We start from the raw sequence: 18,549 nt of genomic DNA, 5'->3' as shown, positions 1-18,549 counted from the left end.
GATCGGAACAGAGCCGCCAGTGAAACATGAAACGCATCAAGACGGGACCCATGAACGAATACGCCCCGTCAGATCGACGGGGCGTATGAGGTGTAGCAGCCTGTCGCGCAAAAGATCAGGTGAAGATGGCTCGAAGAATCAGGAAGAACACGATCGCCAGGCCCGCACCGACCGGCAGGGTAACCAGCCAGGACATGAATATCTTGCCGACCACGCCCAGGTTCAGCGCGCCGATACCGCGCGCGATGCCCACGCCGAGCACCGCCCCCACCAACGTATGAGTAGTGGAAACCGGCAAGCCAATCGCCGACGCGCCAACCACCGTGGTGGCGGTCGCCAGTTCCGCAGCGAAACCGCGGCTCGGCGTAAGCTCGGTGATCTGCTTGCCGATGGTGGCGATCACCTTGTAACCGTAGGTGGCCAGGCCAATGACAATGCCAATCGCGCCCAGCAACAGTACCCAGCCCGGCACGGCCGACTTGGCGGTGATCGCGGCGGCCCCATCGGATTGCAGCACGCCTACAACGGCCGCCAGCGGGCCGACCGCATTGGCCACATCGTTCGAGCCGTGGGCGAACGCCATGGAGCAGGCGGTGAAGATCATCAGAACGGCGAAGACCTTCTCCACGCTGGAAAAGTGGAAAGCCTTGTCCGCTTCGACGTCGACTTTGATGCGTGTCAGCAATGCGATACCCATCAGCATGACCAGCACGCCAACCCCGACTGCGAGCAAGAAACTCTGGCCACCGCTAAGATCCAGGCCGATGTGTTTGAGGCCCTTGGATAGCGTCATGAGCGCCACCATGAATCCGGTGAGGAATATGTACAGCGGTACGAAGCGCTTGGCATTTCGAAATGGGTCTTCGGTGTCGATGATCAGGCGCTGCACGCTCATGAACACACCGAAGGCAATGGTGCCGGACAGGACCGGCGAAACGACCCAGCTGGCAACGATCGGACCGACACCACTCCAATGCACCGCGTCCATCGAGACCCCGACTGCCGCAAAACCTATCACCGCACCGACAATCGAATGCGTAGTAGATACCGGCCAGCCTTTCATCGAGGCCACTAGAAGCCAAGTGCCTGCAGCCAAAAGTGCGGACATCATTCCGAGGACCATCAGATCAGGCGAAATCATCGACGCGTCGACGATGCCGCTTTTGATCGTCTCGGTAACTTCGCCACCGGCCAGGTAGGCACCACAGAACTCGAAAACCATCGCCACTAGGATGGCCTGCTTGATGGTCAGCGCTCTGGAGCCAACTGAGGTGCCCATGGCGTTCGCGACATCATTGGCGCCTACGCCCCATGCCATGAAGAAACCGAAGACGCAGGCAAGCACCAGGAGTACGAAGCCGTATTCCGCAATAAAGGACATAAAGAATTACCTATTGAACCCAGAAAGGATGCTGGCGCCTCAGCGCGCCAGCAATTGTTCCAGACGGTTGCCGACACGCTCGGCACGGTCAGCTACGTCACCGATCCATTCGATGATCTTGTAGAGGAACATTACGTCTACTGGTGGCAATTCCTTTTCCAGCTTGAACAGCGCACGGCGCACCGTGATTTGCATACGGTCGGTTTCGCGCTCGATTTCGCCAATTTCTTCGACCATGCTTTCCACCAAGGTGGCTTCGCGGCCGCTGAAGCCAGTCTCGAGCAGCGAGTCCAGTTCCTTGAGCGCTTTTAAGGCCTGGCAGCTGGCATCCACACTGCGCTGCACAAAGGCCAGCATTTCAGGCTGCATGGCTGGTGGCACCGTCATGCAACGGCCCAACATCAGCCCAGCGATGTCCTTGGCGCGGTTGGCGATCTTGTCCTGTACACTCAGCAGCTCCAGCAGATCGGAGCGCGGTACCGGTAGAAATAGGCTCTTGGGTAGGTGCTGACGCACGCTCTTCTTGAGCTTGTCGGCCTCGTTTTCCAAGCGGGCCATCTCTTGCTGGATCTGCTCGACCCGCTCCCAGTCTTCTGCCGTGATCGCCTGAAACAGGGGCACCAGATTGGCGGCACATTCGTGGGACTTGGCCATATGCTGCTGCATGGGGCCGATGGGCGAGCGTCCGAACAGGCTGACGAATGGATTGATTGGCATAGGGAATACCCCGGCTTCAGAAGGCGGCAAGTATACGGATGACCTTAAACGGCCGCCACCGCGTGATATCAGTCACACTCAAACATAGGCATCACCTGGGCATCATGCAGAAAGAAACCGAAATCAAACTGCGCGCCAGCCGCGAAACCCTCGCGGCGCTACGCGATCACCCGCTGCTGAAAAAACGCAACAAGAGCGGCTGGCAACGCCACGAACTGTTCAATCAGTATTACGACACGCCCGAGCGTGAACTTGCTCAAGCTAAAGTTGCGTTACGTCTGCGGCGCGATGGCGAGCAGTTCATCCAGACGCTCAAGAGCCGTGGCCAGAGCGTGGCCGGCCTGTCCGAGCGCAACGAGTGGGACTGGCACCTCGACAAGGCCAAGCTGGACCTGAAGAAACTCACCGACGATTGCTGGCCGTCGGCCCTCGCCGAACTGGACAAGAAAACCCTCAAGCCTATCTTCACCACCGACTTCGTCCGCGAGAAGGCCGAAATCGCATGGGGCCGTGGCAAGGCCAAGGTCGTCATCGAAGCGGCGCTGGACCTGGGCAAGGTCGTGGTCGGCAAGCAGAGCGAGGACATTTGCGAGCTGGAACTGGAACTGCGCCAGGGCGAGCCCGAAGCGCTACTGGAGCTGGCCGCCGAACTGGCCGCCGAACTGCCGCTGATGCCCTGCGACATCAGCAAGGCCGAGCGCGGCTATCGCCTGCACGACGCTGACAGCTATGCGCTGAATCTGCCGACGCCGGCACTCGATGCGGTCATGCCGCTGGACGATGCCTTCGCCGCGCTGGCCTGGCACCTGCTGGGCAACAGCCAGCGCCTGGCCGAGCAGTACCGCTTCAACGGTCATTGGAAACTGCTCAGCCAATGGTTGCAGCAACTGGTCGACTTGCGTGCTCTGCTCGGCAGCCTCGGCCAGGCGGCACCGCGCGCCAGCAGCCACGAACTGCGCGAACGACTGGACGCACTGATCGGCGACTGGCGCCCGCGCATCGAAGCCGGCCAGGATGACGAGGCGATCCGCCAGAGCGCACCCGGCCAATTCGCCGCCGAACTGGATCAGCCACGCTGGGGCCAGTTCTCGCTGAAGGCCTCACTGTGGCTGTGGCAGCGTGGCTGGACCCTAGCTCGCAACAACCGCGGCAATCGTCAAGGTGCCGCCGAACTGGGTAATTGGTTGCCCCGCCTGTTGGGCGAGGAAGCCGAGGCGCTGCAATTGTTGCGCTATCAGCAGCAACCCGAAGACCTCGCCGAGCAACGCCCGCGCATGGAGCGGCTGCTGGTCTGGCTGCGCCTGGCGCGCACGACGTTGGAAGTGCCGGAAACAGACCGTCTCTACGGCGAACTGGCCAAGCTCTACGAACTGACGCAGCAGCCGCTGAGCGACGAACTGCTCGACGCCCGCGTCGAGCAGGCGCGTACTGTGTGGACGCTCAAGGCCTGGAAGGCGCTGACGAAGTAAGCTCTCAACGCTGGAAGCTGGCCTGTAGGGCCGAATTTATTCGGCCTTTTGCAAATACGTGGCCGAATAAATTCGGCCCTACAGCTCCTATTTTCAGCGCTTTTATCGATTTCCCAGGAGCTTTCATGTCTGCCTTCGCCCCTTCCACCGCCGATCGCCTGCTCGACCTCAACGATCTGTTGCGCGACCTGGTGGCGCAGGGTCGGCTGCTGCAGGACACAGCCGAACAGTGCCTGACCCTTCGACGCAGCACGACAGCACAGCAGCATCCGCTGGAGTTTCTCGCCGAGCAGCAACTCGACGACCTGCAGCGCCCGGGTAAGAAGCTCGACCTGGAAACCCTGACCCTCTGGCTCGCCGAACAAGCCGGGCAGCCCTATCTGCGCATCGACCCGCTGAAAATCAATGTCGCGGCCATCACGCCGCTGATGTCCTATGCCTTCGCCCAGCGCCACAAGATTCTTGCGGTGGCGGTGGATAGCCAGAGCGTGACCATAGCCAGCGCCCAGCCCTTCGTGAAGAGCTGGGAAGCCAACCTGACTCACGTGCTCAAGCGGCCGATCAAGCGCGTGGTAGCCAACCCGGTAGAGCTGCAGCGCTTCACCGTGGAGTTTTACCGGCTGGCCAAGTCGGTCAGCGGCGCCACCGCCACGGACCAGAAGATCAGCGGTACTGGTAACTTCGAGCAGCTGCTCAACCTCGGCGCCAGCGATCAGGAACCGGACGCCAACGACTCGCACATCGTCAATATCGTCGACTGGCTGTTCCAGTACGCCTTCGACCAGCGCGCCAGCGACATCCACATCGAGCCGCGGCGCGAGCAGGGCACGGTGCGCTTTCGCATCGACGGGGTGCTGCACAACGTCTATCAGTTCCCGCCGCAGGTGACCATGGCGGTGGTCAGCCGGCTCAAGTCGCTGGGGCGGATGAACGTCGCCGAGAAGCGCAAGCCACAGGACGGCCGGGTCAAGACCAAGACGCCGGATGGCGGTGAGGTGGAGCTGCGCCTCTCGACCCTGCCGACCGCTTTCGGCGAGAAGATGGTGATGCGCATTTTCGACCCGGAGGTGCTGCTGAAGGGCTTCGACCAGCTCGGATTTTCCGCCGAGGACCTGCGCCGCTGGCAGACCATGACCGGCCAGCCCAACGGCATCATTCTGGTCACCGGCCCGACCGGCTCGGGTAAGACGACCACGCTTTACACCACGCTCAAACAGCTGGCGACGCCGGAAGTGAACGTCTGCACCATCGAGGACCCGATCGAGATGATCGAGGGTGCCTTTAACCAGATGCAGGTGCAGCACAACATCGACCTGACCTTCGCCAGCGGCGTGCGTGCGCTGATGCGCCAGGACCCGGACATCATCATGGTCGGCGAGATCCGTGACTTGGAAACGGCCGAAATGGCGATTCAGGCAGCGCTGACCGGCCACCTGGTGCTCTCCACGTTGCACACCAACGACGCCCCCAGCGCTATCACCCGCCTGCTGGAACTGGGCGTACCCCATTATCTGTTGCGCGCGACGCTGCTGGGCGTGATGGCCCAGCGCCTGGTGCGCACGCTGTGCCCTCATTGCAAGGCGCCGGTGGAGTTGGATGCCGATGATTGGCAGGCCCTAACCAAGCCCTGGAATGCTCCATTGCCAAGCCACGCGCAGCAAGCAGTGGGCTGCATCGAATGCCGAGATACTGGTTATCGGGGACGCGCCGGAGTCTATGAGATCATGCTGCTCAACGATGCGATCAAGCCGCTAATCACCGCCGATACCGACCTCATCGCCTTGCGCCGCCAGGCCTTCAAAGATGGCATGCACAGCCTGCGCCTATCCGGCGCGCAGAAGATCGCGGCGGGGCTGACCACGTTGGAAGAGGTGTTGCGGGTGACGCCGCAGAGTGAGCAAAGGTAGCTGGAAGCTAAACCAGTGTGCGGGCGGACGCCGGAACGCCTTCAAGCTCTTCTGCTTTTACTTCAAGCTTCCAGCTTTGAGGCTTAAAGCTGCTTCTCACCCCTGCCGCGCCGCCAATATCCCCGCCACCCGCGAAGGCTCGCAATTGAGGTAAGCCGACGATTGCAGCCACTCCTGGTCGGGATACCAGGAGAACATGAACTGCCCGCCCTTGAGGCTATCGACCACCATGCGCGCCACTTCCGGGCGCACCGCTGGGCAGCCCTGGCTGCGGCCGATGCGGCCTTGAGTAACGATCCAGGCCGGGTTCACGTAATCAGCCGGGTGGATGACGATAGCCCGTTCGCGGGCCAGATCGTTCACACCGGGTTCGAGCCCATCCATACGCAGCGAATACCCATGCTTGCCGCTGTAGCTCTCCGCCGTGCGGAACAGGCCGATGCTCGACTGATGGCTACCCAACACGTTGGAGAAGCGCGTGGCGAGGTTTTCGCCGGACTTCATTCCGTGGGCGACGAAATCTTCCAGCAACAACCGCCGCTGCTGCAGGTCGAATATCCAGAGCCGGCGTTCCGACGACGGCAACGAGAAATCGATCACCGCCAGCCGCTTCGCGGCGCTGGCACCGTTATTCACCGCGCATTGCATGGCCGCTACGGCATGTGTGAGCACTTTGGGATCTATCGTGGGCGCCACGTGAGACAGGTCATCCACGATTGGCTGGTAGGAAGGGCTAGCCGCGAGAAGCGGAGCTGACAGGAGCAGACCCGCCACGAGGGAAAGGCGTCGGAGCGAAGCCATCATGTGCGAAATACCTCATCGACGCCAAAAGCCGTAATTCCCTCTTGGCTGGCGTCCATATCTACTGCCGCCCGAGCGGGTGGCAGCGAAACAGGCCAGACGGGAGCGAACACTCCCACTTCGTCTGACAGCGCATTTTGTGGTGGCCCGGATGGGTCTGGTTTTCCGAAAAGCCACAGCCGGATTAGCGGCGGAGTCTAGCAGTCGATGGGTTTGCCGGGAGTAAAGCGTTGTACAAAAAACATGCATTTCGTCTGGTTGGCATCTTGTTGTTCGCACCTGCATTGGCGTTCGCACAACCTGCCGGCAATCCAGTAAGCCCGATCCAAAGTGTTTTGGAAAACCTCACCAGCGCCTGCGACAGCCCCCTCGCCGATATCGACCAGACAGCCTCTCAACGGCTGACCGAGTTCTATCGCCGGCAGCAGTTCGAAGCCTTGTGGACATCCTATGGCCAGGTCGACGCGCTGCTGGCGCAACTCGATGCGCTGGTCGACGACGGTCTGAATCCTGCGGTCTACCACCCCGCAGCCATTCGCCGAAGCCTGTACACGGCAACGGCCGAACCGCTGCATCGCGAGTGTGGCGACATTCTCGCGACGCACGCCTACCTGCTGGCGCTGCGGCATCTATCACACGGGCGGCTGCCGCAGGATCGCCTGGAGCCGGTCTGGCGCAGCACCGATGCCGTGGCCCCGCAGCGGGCGGATGCACGGCTATTGGACATCGCCGATGCCGGCCTGATGAACATCGAACGGACCTTCGATCAGGCTCGACCGACGCTCGAGCAGTACCACAACCTGCGCAAGGCCCATGCCCGCCTGCGAGCCGAGCCCGTGCAGCGCTGGCTGCCGATCCCTCCCGGAGAGACTTTGCGTCCCGGTATGTCAGATGCCCGGGTTCCCTTGTTGCGCCAACGTCTGGTCGACGGCGGCTACCTTCCCAATGCCAGCGCGGTGGAAGACCTCAAGACCCGCTACGACCCAACCCTCAAGCAAGCGCTGAAAGCCTTCCAGGCCCGCCACGGCCTGCAGGACGACGGCATATTGGGCGCCGATACCCTGGCCGCGCTAAACGTCACCCCGAGTGAGCGACTGGAGCAGCTGAAGATCAATCTGGAACGCTTCCGCTGGCTATCCCGCGATATCGAGGCGCGCTCGCTGCTGGTCGACATCGCCGGCGGGCGCGTCGTCTATATCCATGATGGACGCGCCCAATGGGAGACTCGCAGCCAGGTTGGCCGCGCGACGCGGCAGACACCGGAGATCAAATCGAACGTCACCCGGCTGACCCTCAATCCGACCTGGACCGTGCCACCCACCATCCTTAGCGAAGACAAACTGCCCAAGATCCGCGAGGACCTCAGCTATCTGGCCGAGCAGGGTCTGCAAATCCTCGACTATGACGGCAACCCGCTGGACCCTGAGCAGATCGACTGGAACAATCCTGGCCGCATTTTGCTGCGCCAGGCCGCAGGGCCGGATAATCCGCTCGGACGTCTGGTCGTTCGGTTCGACAATCCGTTTGCGATTTATCTGCACGACACGCCTAGCCAGGGCCTGTTCGACCGTTCCCAACGAGCGTTCAGCTCCGGCTGCGTCAGGGTCGAGTCGGTCATGCAGCTGGTCGACCTGCTGCTGGTCGATGGCGAACGCGAACGCTTCGCCCGACTGCTCGATACAGACAAGACGCACGAGTTTCGCCTGACCGAGCCCACCCCGGTGCTGCTCGCGTACTGGACGGCCGAAGCGGACAGCACCGGACAACCACACTATCGCCCAGACATTTATCAACGCGACCGTGACCTGATCGCCTCGCTGCGGATGGCTGACCAGAAGCTAATGAAAGATTAATGAAGCCGCGCGTATTGGACGTCGCCAGCCAGGTATTCCCCAGACCAGACCGGCGGCTCTGGCAGAGTGCCCGTAGACCGAGGTCTACTTGCGACAAACGCCTGTTTCGCAGCGACAATATCTGCAAACAATCAGTAACGCCCCGCCACATGCAGGTGCTCGGACGCCTTATGCTGGGGACGTCTTGCCGCCATGGATAGCCGAGCAGAAATTTGAACGTTGAAAATAAAGTCGACAGCCGGGTAGAAGCTGACCGAACGACAGCGCTGGCGCGATACCGCATTCTCGATACGCCACCGGAAACGGCGTTCGATGATCTGGTGACGCTCGCGGCCGAGCTGTGCGCGAGTAACAGCGCCGCCATCGTATTTCGCGACCAGGGACGCCTTTGGATCAAGGCCTCGCTCAACCTTGACGATGACAGCCGAACGCTTGTCCAGGCACTCGATGCCTGCAGCATGAGCGGCGCGCAAACGCAGGTGATCGAAAGCCCGGCGGAGGCATCCGCCTTCTATGCAGCCGCGCCGCTTAAGTCCCCGGAAGGCCTGTTGCTCGGCGCACTGTGCGTGATCGGCGACCAGGCACAGACCTTGTCGCCCCGCCAGCTCGGCCATCTGCAGGCATTGGCCCGGCAGGTCATGGCATTGCTCGAGTTGCGCCGCAGCTGCGAGCACGAGGAGCACAACCGCCGGATCATCGACAGCGCGCTGGATTACGCGATTCTCAGCACCGATTCCCAAGGCACCATAATCAGCTGGAACCGAGGCGCCGAGCAGATTCTCGGCTGGCAGCGCCAGGAGATCGTCGGCCACCCTATCGCCCGGATCTTCACCGATGAAGACGTCGCCACCGGTGTGCCGGATGGCGAGATGCAACGGGCCGCACAGGGCGGCTCGTCAAACGACGAACGCTGGCATCGGCGCAAGGATGGCAGTCAGTTCTGGGCAGCCGGCGTGTTGATGCAGCTCAGGACCGATCAGGGGCAGCCGCAGGGCTTCGTCAAGATTCTGCGCGACCTGACCGAACGGCTGCATGAAAAAGCATCAATTCGCGAGGTCGAGGAGCGATACCGCGCGTTGGTCGATCTCAGCCCTCAGGTGATCTGGCAATGCGATGCCAGCGGTTCGTTGATCTTCTGCAATCGCTACTGGTGCGAACTCACCGGGTTGACGGAAAGTGAGTCCGCCGGCATGGGCTGGCTGACCGCCGTCGCGCCGGACCACCGGGACGCGGTGCTGCAGCAATGGCATGGCGCGTTGAAGAGCCGCAAATCCGGCAGTTTCGAAGTGCCGCTGCTCAACGTTGCCGGCGAGCCACGTTGGTTCCAGGGCTGCGGCGCACCGGTTTACGGGCATGACGGTCGCCTGCTGCATTGGGTATTGGTGGCGCAGGACATCCATGAACGCCGCCGCGCCGAAATCGAACGGCTGGAAAGCGAGGCGTTCACCCGCAGCCTGTTGGACTCGGCCAGCGAAGGCTTCTATTCCATCGATACCCATGGTTTTGTCACCCTTTGCAACGAGGCGTTCGTCAAGCTACTCGGCTTCGACAGCAAAGAGCAGGTGCTGGGTCGCCAGCTGCATAACGTGATTCACCACAGCCACCCGGACGGCTCGTCCTATGCGGCGGAAGATTGCCCGATCCAGCGCACCGCCAAGACCGGCGAACCGGCGCATGTCGAATATGAACTGTTCTTCCGCCAAGACGGCAGCAGCCTGCCGGTCGAGTATCGAGTCGCGCCGTTGTACCGCGACGAGATACTGCAGGGTGCGATATGTACCTTTACCGACATCAGCGAGCGGGCCCGCGGCGACGCGCAGCAAACCTACCTGCTGGAACTCAGCGACCGCCTGCACGACGCCGGCGACCGCATCGATCTGAGCGAGGTAATGCCCGAACGCCTGGTGCAGCTGATCGGCATCGAGTGCCTGGCCTATGGTCATCTCGATGAGCACGATCACCTGGTGATCGTGCAGCAATGGCCATCGGTCAACGATGCGGGCCGATCGATCCGTTATCCGCTTGGCGGCTGCGCCCGGTCCCTGCGCCTGCGGCTGGCGCAAGGGATGATCGTGCCCTTCGAAGACCTGCTCGACGAGGCTGACTGCCGAGATGACTGCGGCGCTCTGCATGAGCGTCTCGGCTATTGCAGTCTCCTGTTGGCGCCGTTGCGGGCGCAGGCGCCGGATTGTGCGTTCATGTTATTGGCTGACAAACAAGCGAGGCAGTGGAGCCAGGCGGACATCTCATTCGTACGCGAAATGGCCGAGCGCCTCCGTGCCGCGACCGAGCGCGCACGGGCACGTCGCGCCCTGCTCGAGGCCGAACAGCGCGTCAGCCTGGCCAACGAAATCGCCTCGATCGGCGTCTGGGAATATGACTACCAGCGCAACACACTGCATTGGGATGCGCAGCTCAAGGCACTCGCCGGCGTCGCTCCCGACGCACCGGAATTGAGCGTTAGCGAATTTCTCGCACGTGTTCATGCCGATGACCGGACCGCCCTGCTCGACGCCTTTCGCAGCGCCCTCGAAGGCATCGGCGGTGGCGAGCTGAATCTCGATTACCGGGTCTACGACGAGGCGAGCGAACAGTTCCGCTGGTTGACCAATCGCGGGCGACGCCTGCTCGACGCCGACGGTAGGATTCGCCTGCTCGGCACCGCCCGAGAAATCACCGCCGAGCGCAACGCGGCGTTGAAACTCCTGCGCATGAACGCCCTGCTCGAAGAGCAGATACAGGAGCGCAAGAGCACCGAGCAGCGCCAGACGGTGCTCATGGAGCTTGGTGATCTGCTGCGCGGACAACCGGACAGCACCACCATCATCACGGCGGCCGTGCGCGCACTGGGCATGACACTGAACGTGACCCGCGCGGCGTTTCTTTCCGTAGATCCCGGCGGCCACTACGCCACCGTCGAGCGCTACTGGAGCGACGGTGCGCTGGGCGACTACAACGAGCGCATGTGCTTCACCGACTATGGCGACTTCATCTACGACCTGCAGAACGACGAGCTGGTGGTCGTCAATGACACCCTGCACGACACCCGTACCGCAGCGCAGGCTTCGAGCCTCCGGCTACGGCGTATCCAGAGCCTGGTGTGCGTGCCGCTGCAGGAACAAGGGCGCCTGAGCGCCGCCTTGATCCTATTGCAGGAGCACCCGCGCCAATGGGCCGAGGAAGACATCTCGTTCATACGCGAAGTGGCCGACCGTGCCTGGACCACCGATGAGCGGATGCGCGCCGAACGCGCCTTGCGCGCCAGCGAAGAACAGTTCCGCACCCTGGCCGACAACATGAGCCAGTTCGCCTGGATGGCCGACCCCGCCGGGCGGATCTACTGGTACAACAAGCGCTGGTACGACTACACCGGTACCACCATGGAAGCCATGCGTGCCCTGGGCTGGCGCTCGGTACATCACCCCGATCACCACGTTCGTGTCAGCGCCTCGATGAAACGCGCCGTGGCGATCGGCTCGACCTGGGAGGAAACCTTCCCGCTGCGCGGCAAGGATGGCCAGTACCGCTGGTTTCTCGCGCGCGCCGTGCCCATTCGCGATGATTTTGGCCAAGTCACGCACTGGTTCGGCACCAACACCGACGTCAACGCGCAGGTAGCGGCCGAAGAGGCGCTGCGCGAGCTGAACGACAACCTCGAACGTCGCGTTGCCGAGCGCACCCGTGAACTGGCAGAGATCAACCATCTCCTGCACCTGGAGATGGGCGAACGCGAGCGCGCCGAGGAAACCCTGCGCCATGCGCAAAAGATGGAGGCCATCGGCCAGCTCACCGGCGGTCTCGCGCACGACTTCAACAACATGCTGACCGGCGTGCTGGGCGGGCTCGACCTGATCCAGCGCCGGATTGCCGACGGTCGAGTGAACGATTTGGGTCGCTATGTCGATGCCGCGACCAGCTCAGCCAACCGCGCCGCCGCTCTGACACACCGCCTACTGGCCTTCGCCCGTCGCCAGTCGCTGGATCCGCAACCTGTAGACGTCAACCAATTGGTGCTGTCGATGGAGGACATGCTTCGCCGCACCATGGCCGAACACATCCAGTTCGAGACGCACCTGCAGCCGGAACCCTGGCTGGCCTATACCGACGCGCACCAGCTGGAAAACGCCCTGCTCAATCTGGTGATCAACGCGCGCGATGCCATGAGCGACGGCGGCCGGCTGATCATTCAGACCGGCTGCGTACAGATCAAGGACACCCAGCCCGACAGTCCCGAGCCAGGAGACTACGTCACCCTGAGCGTTGCCGACAATGGCTCCGGCATGCCCCCTGAGGTGGTCGCCAAGGCGTTCGATCCGTTCTTCACCACCAAACCCATCGGCCAGGGCACCGGCCTTGGGCTGTCGATGGTGTATGGCTTCGTCAAGCAGACCGGCGGCCATGTGCGCATCGACAGTACGCCCGGTCACGGCACCCTGATCACGCTGTTCCTCCCGCGCAATCGAACGCAGGCCGAGCCGCAGGCAGAACACACCGGCGCGCCAGCGGCGGTACAGGGCGCGCAGACCAACGAAACCATACTGGTGGTGGAAGACGAAGCCGCGGTACGCATGCTAGTGGTCGAGGTGTTGCAAGAGCTGGGCTATCAGGTGCTCGAAGCGGTCGATGGCAACACCGCGCTGCCTTATCTGCAAGGTAGTCAACGTATCGATCTGCTGGTCAGCGACATTGGCCTGCCCGGCATCAACGGTCGTCAGTTGGCGGAAATGGCCCGTCAGCACCGACCGCAGCTCAAGGTGCTGTTCGTCTCCGGCTATGCGCCGAATACCGAAGTGCGCGGCGAGTTTCTCGCACCTGGCATGGATATGCTGGCCAAGCCGTTCAGCATCGAGATGCTCGGTACCAAGGTCCGCCAGCTGATCGAGCGCAGCGGATGAACCGCAAGGAACTCTCCGCAAGGAACTCTGCCAACCGCCGCGCACTCTCTAAAGGAGGATCAAGCGGAGGCACCATCATGCGCAAATCACTACTGTCGGCAGTTATCCTGAGCTGTGTTCCTTTTGGCGCGGCAATGGCGGACAGCAGCTTCGTCCGGCAAATTCTTTCCTCAGGTGCAACCACCGCGTCGACTTACATGACATTCCGCGACGACAAGCTGGTCGCCGCCGCACGTGAAGACGCCGGTAGCTTCGTGGCCAGCGATGGCGCGATTCGCGGCCCCTATCTGGAAGCGATGCTGTCGAAGCTGCGCAGCGAGCAACCCGAGCTGCAAGCAAGTGACATGCAGCTGGCGAGCGCCATTCTCGCAGCCGAACAGCAGTAGGCAAGCAGGCTGGCCGAAAGCCCGGACGCATGGTCTGACACGGCATTGCGCGGCCGGCCTCGCCATTCGTTCAACCCTAAGCATCCGGAGGAATCATGAAAAAAACCGCATCCGCCGTCTGGCAAGGTGACTTGAAAAGCGGCAAAGGCACCATCAGCACCCAGAGCGGCGCCCTGAAGGACAACCCGTACGGCTTCAACACCCGCTTTGAAGACGCTCCTGGCACCAATCCTGAAGAACTGATCGGTGCGGCCCACGCGGGTTGCTTTTCGATGGCACTGTCAATGATGCTTGGCCAGGCTGGCCTCACCGCTGAACGCATCGACACCAAGGCGGAAGTTACGTTGGACAAGGACGGCGAAGGCTTCTCGATCACCGCGATTGCCCTGACGCTTACCGCTAAGGTACCTGGCGCAGATGAAAGCCAGTTTCAGCAGATCGCCAACCAAGCGAAGGAAGGCTGCCCAGTGTCCAAGGTGCTCAACGCGCAGATCAGCTTGAGCGCAACGCTGGAAAACTGACCTGACAGGCTGAAATGAAAACGCCGCCCAGTGGACGGCGTTTTTGTTTCGGACGGCTTGTGACGATCAGCCACGAATGTTGTAAATGTCCTTTTCGTTCAGCTCGGCGTACTCGTACAAACGATTCAGGTACGCGCTCTGCTGATCCCAGACCTTCTTGGCGACCGGATCGGCAGCGGCGGATGCATCGACCACTTCGGCCGCGACCTCCTTCAGCCGAGCCAGCACCTCGTCCGGCAGGCGACGAACTTCTACCCCCTGCTCGCGCAGTTGCTCCAGTGCTTCCATGTTTTTTGCGTTGTAGTCGTCGAGCATGTCGCCATTGACGGCACGGGCAGCGGCACGAACGATGGCCTTGAGGTCGTCTGGCAGTGTTTCCCAGGCCTTCAGGTTGACGTCCAATTCAAAGGTTACGTTCGGCTCCTGCCAGCCTGGCGTGTAGTAGTACTTCGACGCCTTGTGCAGGCCCAAGGCCAAGTCGTTGTACGGGCCGATCCACTCAGTGGCGTCGATGGCACCGGTTTGTAGCGCAGTGAAGATCTCACCGGCCGGCATGTTGACCACGGTCCCGCCCATCTTGGTCAGCACTTCGCCACCAAGGCCAGGAGTACGCATTTTTAGTCCCTTGAAATCGTCGACCGAATTGATTTCCTTGTTGAACCAGCCTGCGGTCTGCACGCCAGAGGCACCGCACGCCATTGGCAGTACGCCGTAAGGCTTGTACACCTCCTCCCACAGCTCCATGCCGCCGCCGCGATGCAACCAGGCATTCATCTCCTGGGCATTCGGGCCAAACGGCAGTGCGCAGAAGAACTGAGCAGCCGGGACCTTGCCTTTCCAGTAGTAAGGAGCGCCATGACCCATCTCGGCGGTACCGCGGGAGACCGCATCGAAGACTTCCAACGCCGGGACCAGCTCACCCGCAGCGTAGACCTTGACCGTCAGACGGCCATTGCTCATTTCGTTGACCAGTTTCGCGAAGTTTTCCGCGCCGACGCCCACGCCCGGGAAGTTTTTTGGCCAGGAGGTGACCATCTTCCAATTGAATTTCTCAGTGCTTGCGGTGCCTTCCGGCTTGCTCGCGGTATCGGCTTCCTTGTTGCAACCGGCCAGCGCCGTTGCGGCCAGACCAACGCCTGCGGCGGCCAGAATTTGACGACGTTTCATGAGTAACTCCTTGTTGTTGTAATGCTGAATTTCGGAACCCCGAATTCAGGTGGTTCTAGCTATCATATGGCTATCTCTCGCTCAAGCACCGCGACTACGTACTCAGACTACGTACGTAGTACTGCCGGTTGCGACACCGTAGCCCAGCTGCCTAGAATCGCCGGCCTTTTGGGCCATAACAATAAAGGATCTGCAATGTCGAAACATGCCCCTCCACTGCTCGGTCTCGCCAGGGTGATCGACGCGGTGAATGCCCGCTTCGGACAGGCCTGCGCCTGGCTTACCCTGTTTCTGGTCCTTGGCACTGCGGTGGTTGTAGTGCTGCGCTACGGTTTCGGCATCGGCGCAACCGCCCTCCAGGAAGCCGTTCTCTACGCACACGCACTGGTATTCATGGGCGCTGCCGCCTGGGTGCTACAGCGCAACGGCCATGTTCGCGTCGACATCTTCTACCAGCGGTTCAGGCCCCGCTACCAGGCCTTGGTCGAAGTGCTCGGAACCCTTCTGTTTCTCTTGCCCGTCTGCCTGTTTCTCGGCTGGGCCAGCTGGGATTACGTCAGCAATTCCTGGGCGACGCTGGAGGGCTCCAGCGAGTCGGGCGGGCTGAAGTTCGTCTTCGTGCAGAAAAGCATCATTCTGGTTCTAGTCGTCTGCCTGGCCCTGCAAGGCATTTCGGAAATCATCAAGGCCGCCTACACCTTCGCCGGTCGCCTGCCTGCGTCGGAGGTGAAACATGGCTGAGATGATGGCAATACTGCTGTTCATCAGCATTTGCGCGGCCTTGATGGCCGGCTACCCGGTAGCCTTTACCTTGGGTGGCGTCTCGCTATTGTTCGCCGGTATCGGCGTGCTCACTGGCACCTTCGATGGCGGCTACCTGAGCGCTCTGCCAAACCGCCTGTTCGGCATCATGAACAACCAGACGATGCTGGCCGTACCGTTGTTCGTGTTCATGGGCGTGATGCTCGAAAAGAGCCGTGTGGCCGAGGATCTGCTTGAATCCATGTCCCGGCTGTTCGGCACGCTGCGCGGCGGTCTGGCCATCTCCGTCTGTGTGGTGGGCGCACTGCTCGCGGCCAGTACTGGCATCGTCGGGGCCACCGTTGTGACCATGGGCCTGCTGGCGCTGCCGACCATGCTTCGCCGCGGCTATGATCCGGCCATCTCCACCGGAACACTCGCTGCGACTGGCACGCTGGGCCAGATCATCCCGCCTTCCATCGTGCTGGTATTGCTGGGTGACGTAATGTCCAGCGCCTATCAACAAGCTCAGCTGAAGATGGGCATCTTCTCGCCTAAGACCGTCTCTGTCGGAGACCTGTTCGTCGGCGCGCTGCTTCCCGGCCTGCTGTTGGTCGGTCTGTACATCCTGTACATCATCGCAGTGGCAATCCTCCAGCCGAAGAAGCTGCCTGCTTTGCCACAGGAAGAACTTGGCCCGATCGAGTGGGGCAAACTGATCAATGCCCTGGTGCCTCCGCTGCTGCTGATCAGCGCCGTGCTTGGCTCGATTTTGGCGGGCTACGCGACACCCACCGAGGCCGCTGCATTGGGTGCACTGGGCGCGATGGTTCTGGCGTTCTACAAAGGCAAGCTGAACTTCGGTCAGGTCCGTGATGTGGCGTACGGCACCACTGAAATCAGCGCCATGGTGTTTCTGATTCTGATCGGCGCCTCACTGTTCTCGCTGGTGTTCCGCGGCTTCGGCGGCGAAGCGATGATCGAAGATGTCTTCGCCCAGCTGCCTGGCGGCGTGCTCGGTGCCTTCTTCCTCGTGATGGTCGTGATCTTTCTGCTGGGCTTCATCCTCGACTTCATCGAAATCACCTTCGTGGTGGTGCCGATCGTCGGCCCGGTGTTGCTGGCCATGGGCCTGGACCCCGTGTGGCTCGGTGTGATGATCGCGCTGAACCTGCAGACGTCCTTCCTCACGCCACCCTTTGGTTTCGCCCTGTTCTACCTGCGCGGCGTGACACCCAAATCAGTGCCTACGAGCACCATCTACAAAGGGGTGATCCCTTTCATTCTGATCCAGATCCTGCTGCTGGTGATCGCCTATCAGTTCCCTGGGCTGGTCACTTGGCTACCCGAGCAGGTCTACGGCAAATAGCACCATCCAGACGCCCGTTTCGACGGGCGTCTGACTATCCGGCAGCGGGTTTCAGCGCGATCATATAGCGGCAGCCGCCACAGCCGAGCCCCCATGCCGACCCAATCCTCCAGCTACCCGCACCTTGCCAAGCGCTTCCGGCAGCTCGATGCTTTCCTGCTGCAGCATCAGGCGCTTTGGAAGCCGCGGCCGTTCACGCATCTACATCTCGGCTGGGAAGTGATTCATCCAGAGCTGGCTGAATGGTTACGCGCCCGCTCGCTGGAGCAAGCCGATGCAGCACACAACCAACCCGTCTACCTCAACGCACCTGCTCCGTTCGCAGAGCTGGCCGAGCAAGCCATAACATTGAGTTATCTGGGCGAACTGCCCAGCTCACCGCCCTCCAGCGACAGCACCCGTCAGTCGGTCGACGTACCCGGTCGCAAATGGCGGCAAATACAGGCCTTCAGCTCTGCACTGGCGTTCAGCGAGCACCCTCAGCATTGGCTCGACTGGTGCGCCGGCAAAGGCCATCTAGGGCGACAGTTGGCCAATCGCGGCGGCTCGTTGACTTGCCTTGAGTGGGATCCAGCACTGGTCGCCGCAGGCAACAGACTCAGTGAGCGGCTTGGTATCGACGCGAAGCACTGCCGGCAGGACGTGATGCATGAAGGCGCGACTGCACAGCTCGGACCTCTGGTGACCCCAGTAGCACTGCACGCCTGCGGCGACCTGCATGTACGCTTGATTGATCTCTGCATTGCGCAACGCTGTCGCCAGCTGGCGATCGCACCCTGCTGCTACAACCGCATTCAGGCCAACCGCTATCAACCTCTTTCGAAGCTGGCCGCAGCATCATCGCTTGAGCTCTCGCGCGAAGACCTTGGCTTGCCGCTCAGTGAAACGGTTACCGCCGGCGCCCGCGAGCGACGCCAGCGAGACCAGTCGATGGCCTGGCGCTTGGGCTTCGACCTGCTCCAGCGCAAGCTGCGCGGTAACGATGAATACTTACCAACTCCGTCGCTCCCGAGCGGCTGGCTGAAGAAAAGCTTTGAACGCTACTGCCGTGACCTGGCTGAAATGAAGCGACTACCCGAGCCGCCCGCGCTCGACTGGCACGCGCTCGAACAGCGCGGCTGGCAGCGCCTTGCCGAAGTGCGCAACCTGGAACTGCTGCGGGGCCTGTTTCGTCGCCCGCTGGAACTCTGGCTGCTGCTCGACCGGGCTCTACGGCTAGCTGAAAACGGCTATGAGGTCCGGCTCGGCACCTTCTGCGAACCCGAGCTCACGCCGCGCAATCTGATGCTGATCGCTGAGCTGCCCAGCGATGCGAGCTAGCACCATGCAGACGCATCCGTAA

13 protein-coding genes are annotated in these 18,549 nt (G+C 61.7%); 9 read left to right on the top strand and 4 right to left on the bottom strand.

The genetic code is table 11. From position 1 onward, the window contains the following. Nucleotides 1–115 precede the first annotated feature (115 nt). Together NA647_RS03655 and NA647_RS03650 are read right to left on the bottom strand one after the other, a co-directional pair. The gene (locus tag NA647_RS03655; RefSeq protein WP_256056465.1) at nucleotides 116–1,381 is read right to left on the bottom strand and encodes an inorganic phosphate transporter; all 1,266 of its coding nucleotides are present in this window, start codon (nucleotides 1,379–1,381) and stop codon (nucleotides 116–118) included. A gap of 39 nt (nucleotides 1,382–1,420) precedes the next feature. Beyond that, nucleotides 1,421–2,098, bottom strand: a complete 678-nt coding sequence (locus tag NA647_RS03650) for a TIGR00153 family protein (RefSeq protein ID WP_256056464.1) — start codon at nucleotides 2,096–2,098, stop codon at nucleotides 1,421–1,423. 104 nt (nucleotides 2,099–2,202) lie between these two features. Here NA647_RS03650 and NA647_RS03645 point away from each other — a divergent pair, with 104 nt between their 5' ends. Then, nucleotides 2,203–3,567: an inorganic triphosphatase gene (locus NA647_RS03645; protein WP_256056463.1), complete on the top strand. Its 1,365-nt coding sequence runs from the start codon at nucleotides 2,203–2,205 to the stop codon at nucleotides 3,565–3,567. Between the two features lie 125 nt (nucleotides 3,568–3,692). Further along, nucleotides 3,693–5,474: a GspE/PulE family protein gene (locus NA647_RS03640; protein ID WP_256056461.1), complete on the top strand. Its 1,782-nt coding sequence runs from the start codon at nucleotides 3,693–3,695 to the stop codon at nucleotides 5,472–5,474. Between the two features lie 96 nt (nucleotides 5,475–5,570). Here NA647_RS03640 and NA647_RS03635 read toward each other — a convergent pair whose 3' ends face one another. Continuing rightward, nucleotides 5,571–6,278 (bottom strand): murein L,D-transpeptidase catalytic domain family protein, encoded by a 708-nt coding sequence (locus NA647_RS03635; RefSeq protein ID WP_256056460.1) that lies wholly within the window; start codon nucleotides 6,276–6,278, stop codon nucleotides 5,571–5,573. Nucleotides 6,279–6,505: 227 nt separating this feature from the next. Here NA647_RS03635 and NA647_RS03630 point away from each other — a divergent pair, with 227 nt between their 5' ends. The 4 genes from NA647_RS03630 to NA647_RS03615 all read left to right on the top strand — a co-directional run bounded on the left by NA647_RS03630 (nucleotide 6,506) and on the right by NA647_RS03615 (nucleotide 13,930). Further along, nucleotides 6,506–8,128, top strand: coding sequence for a L,D-transpeptidase family protein (locus NA647_RS03630; protein ID WP_256056459.1), 1,623 nt, complete (start codon nucleotides 6,506–6,508; stop codon nucleotides 8,126–8,128). A gap of 212 nt (nucleotides 8,129–8,340) precedes the next feature. Further along, entirely contained in the window at nucleotides 8,341–13,023 is a 4,683-nt protein-coding gene (locus NA647_RS03625; RefSeq protein WP_256056458.1) for a PAS domain S-box protein, read from the top strand. A 77-nt stretch (nucleotides 13,024–13,100) separates the two neighbouring features. Then, entirely contained in the window at nucleotides 13,101–13,409 is a 309-nt protein-coding gene (locus NA647_RS03620) for a DUF2388 domain-containing protein (RefSeq protein ID WP_256056771.1), read from the top strand. 95 nt (nucleotides 13,410–13,504) lie between these two features. Then, a complete protein-coding gene (locus NA647_RS03615; protein WP_256056457.1) occupies nucleotides 13,505–13,930 on the top strand; it encodes an OsmC family protein in 426 nt (141 codons plus the stop codon). Nucleotides 13,931–13,996: 66 nt separating this feature from the next. Here the strand turns inward: NA647_RS03615 and NA647_RS03610 are convergent, their stop codons facing one another. Then, a complete protein-coding gene (locus tag NA647_RS03610) occupies nucleotides 13,997–15,097 on the bottom strand; it encodes a TRAP transporter substrate-binding protein (protein ID WP_256056456.1) in 1,101 nt (366 codons plus the stop codon). A gap of 195 nt (nucleotides 15,098–15,292) precedes the next feature. Here NA647_RS03610 and NA647_RS03605 point away from each other — a divergent pair, with 195 nt between their 5' ends. The 3 genes from NA647_RS03605 to NA647_RS03595 all read left to right on the top strand — a co-directional run bounded on the left by NA647_RS03605 (nucleotide 15,293) and on the right by NA647_RS03595 (nucleotide 18,527). After that, nucleotides 15,293–15,838 (top strand): TRAP transporter small permease subunit, encoded by a 546-nt coding sequence (locus NA647_RS03605; protein WP_256056455.1) that lies wholly within the window; start codon nucleotides 15,293–15,295, stop codon nucleotides 15,836–15,838. After that, nucleotides 15,831–17,207, top strand: a complete 1,377-nt coding sequence (locus tag NA647_RS03600; RefSeq protein WP_256056454.1) for a TRAP transporter large permease — start codon at nucleotides 15,831–15,833, stop codon at nucleotides 17,205–17,207. The genes NA647_RS03605 and NA647_RS03600 overlap by 8 nt, the downstream gene beginning before the upstream one ends. Nucleotides 17,208–17,300: 93 nt before the next feature. Continuing rightward, nucleotides 17,301–18,527, top strand: a complete 1,227-nt coding sequence (locus NA647_RS03595; RefSeq protein ID WP_256056453.1) for a methyltransferase — start codon at nucleotides 17,301–17,303, stop codon at nucleotides 18,525–18,527. The last annotated feature ends 22 nt before the right edge of the window (nucleotides 18,528–18,549 follow it).

The sequence above is a fragment of the Stutzerimonas stutzeri genome, from assembly GCF_024448985.1.
GTDB classification, from domain to species: Bacteria; Pseudomonadota; Gammaproteobacteria; order Pseudomonadales; family Pseudomonadaceae; genus Stutzerimonas; species Stutzerimonas stutzeri_AP.
This window is presented reverse-complemented; position numbering and strand designations above follow the sequence as displayed.

Bases quoted from the DNA above. Each gene is read 5' to 3' on its own strand.
- NA647_RS03635 (WP_256056460.1), bottom strand. From the start codon at position 6,278: ATGATGGCTTCGCTCCGACGCCTTTCCCTCGTGGCGGGTCTGCTCCTG.
- NA647_RS03655 (WP_256056465.1), bottom strand. From the start codon at position 1,381: ATGTCCTTTATTGCGGAATACGGCTTCGTACTCCTGGTGCTTGCCTGC.
- NA647_RS03645 (WP_256056463.1), top strand. From the start codon at position 2,203: ATGCAGAAAGAAACCGAAATCAAACTGCGCGCCAGCCGCGAAACCCTC.
- NA647_RS03595 (WP_256056453.1), top strand. From the start codon at position 17,301: ATGCCGACCCAATCCTCCAGCTACCCGCACCTTGCCAAGCGCTTCCGG.
- NA647_RS03615 (WP_256056457.1), top strand. From the start codon at position 13,505: ATGAAAAAAACCGCATCCGCCGTCTGGCAAGGTGACTTGAAAAGCGGC.
- NA647_RS03650 (WP_256056464.1), bottom strand. From the start codon at position 2,098: ATGCCAATCAATCCATTCGTCAGCCTGTTCGGACGCTCGCCCATCGGC.
- NA647_RS03610 (WP_256056456.1), bottom strand. From the start codon at position 15,097: ATGAAACGTCGTCAAATTCTGGCCGCCGCAGGCGTTGGTCTGGCCGCA.
- NA647_RS03620 (WP_256056771.1), top strand. From the start codon at position 13,101: ATGCGCAAATCACTACTGTCGGCAGTTATCCTGAGCTGTGTTCCTTTT.
- NA647_RS03600 (WP_256056454.1), top strand. From the start codon at position 15,831: ATGGCTGAGATGATGGCAATACTGCTGTTCATCAGCATTTGCGCGGCC.
- NA647_RS03640 (WP_256056461.1), top strand. From the start codon at position 3,693: ATGTCTGCCTTCGCCCCTTCCACCGCCGATCGCCTGCTCGACCTCAAC.
- NA647_RS03605 (WP_256056455.1), top strand. From the start codon at position 15,293: ATGTCGAAACATGCCCCTCCACTGCTCGGTCTCGCCAGGGTGATCGAC.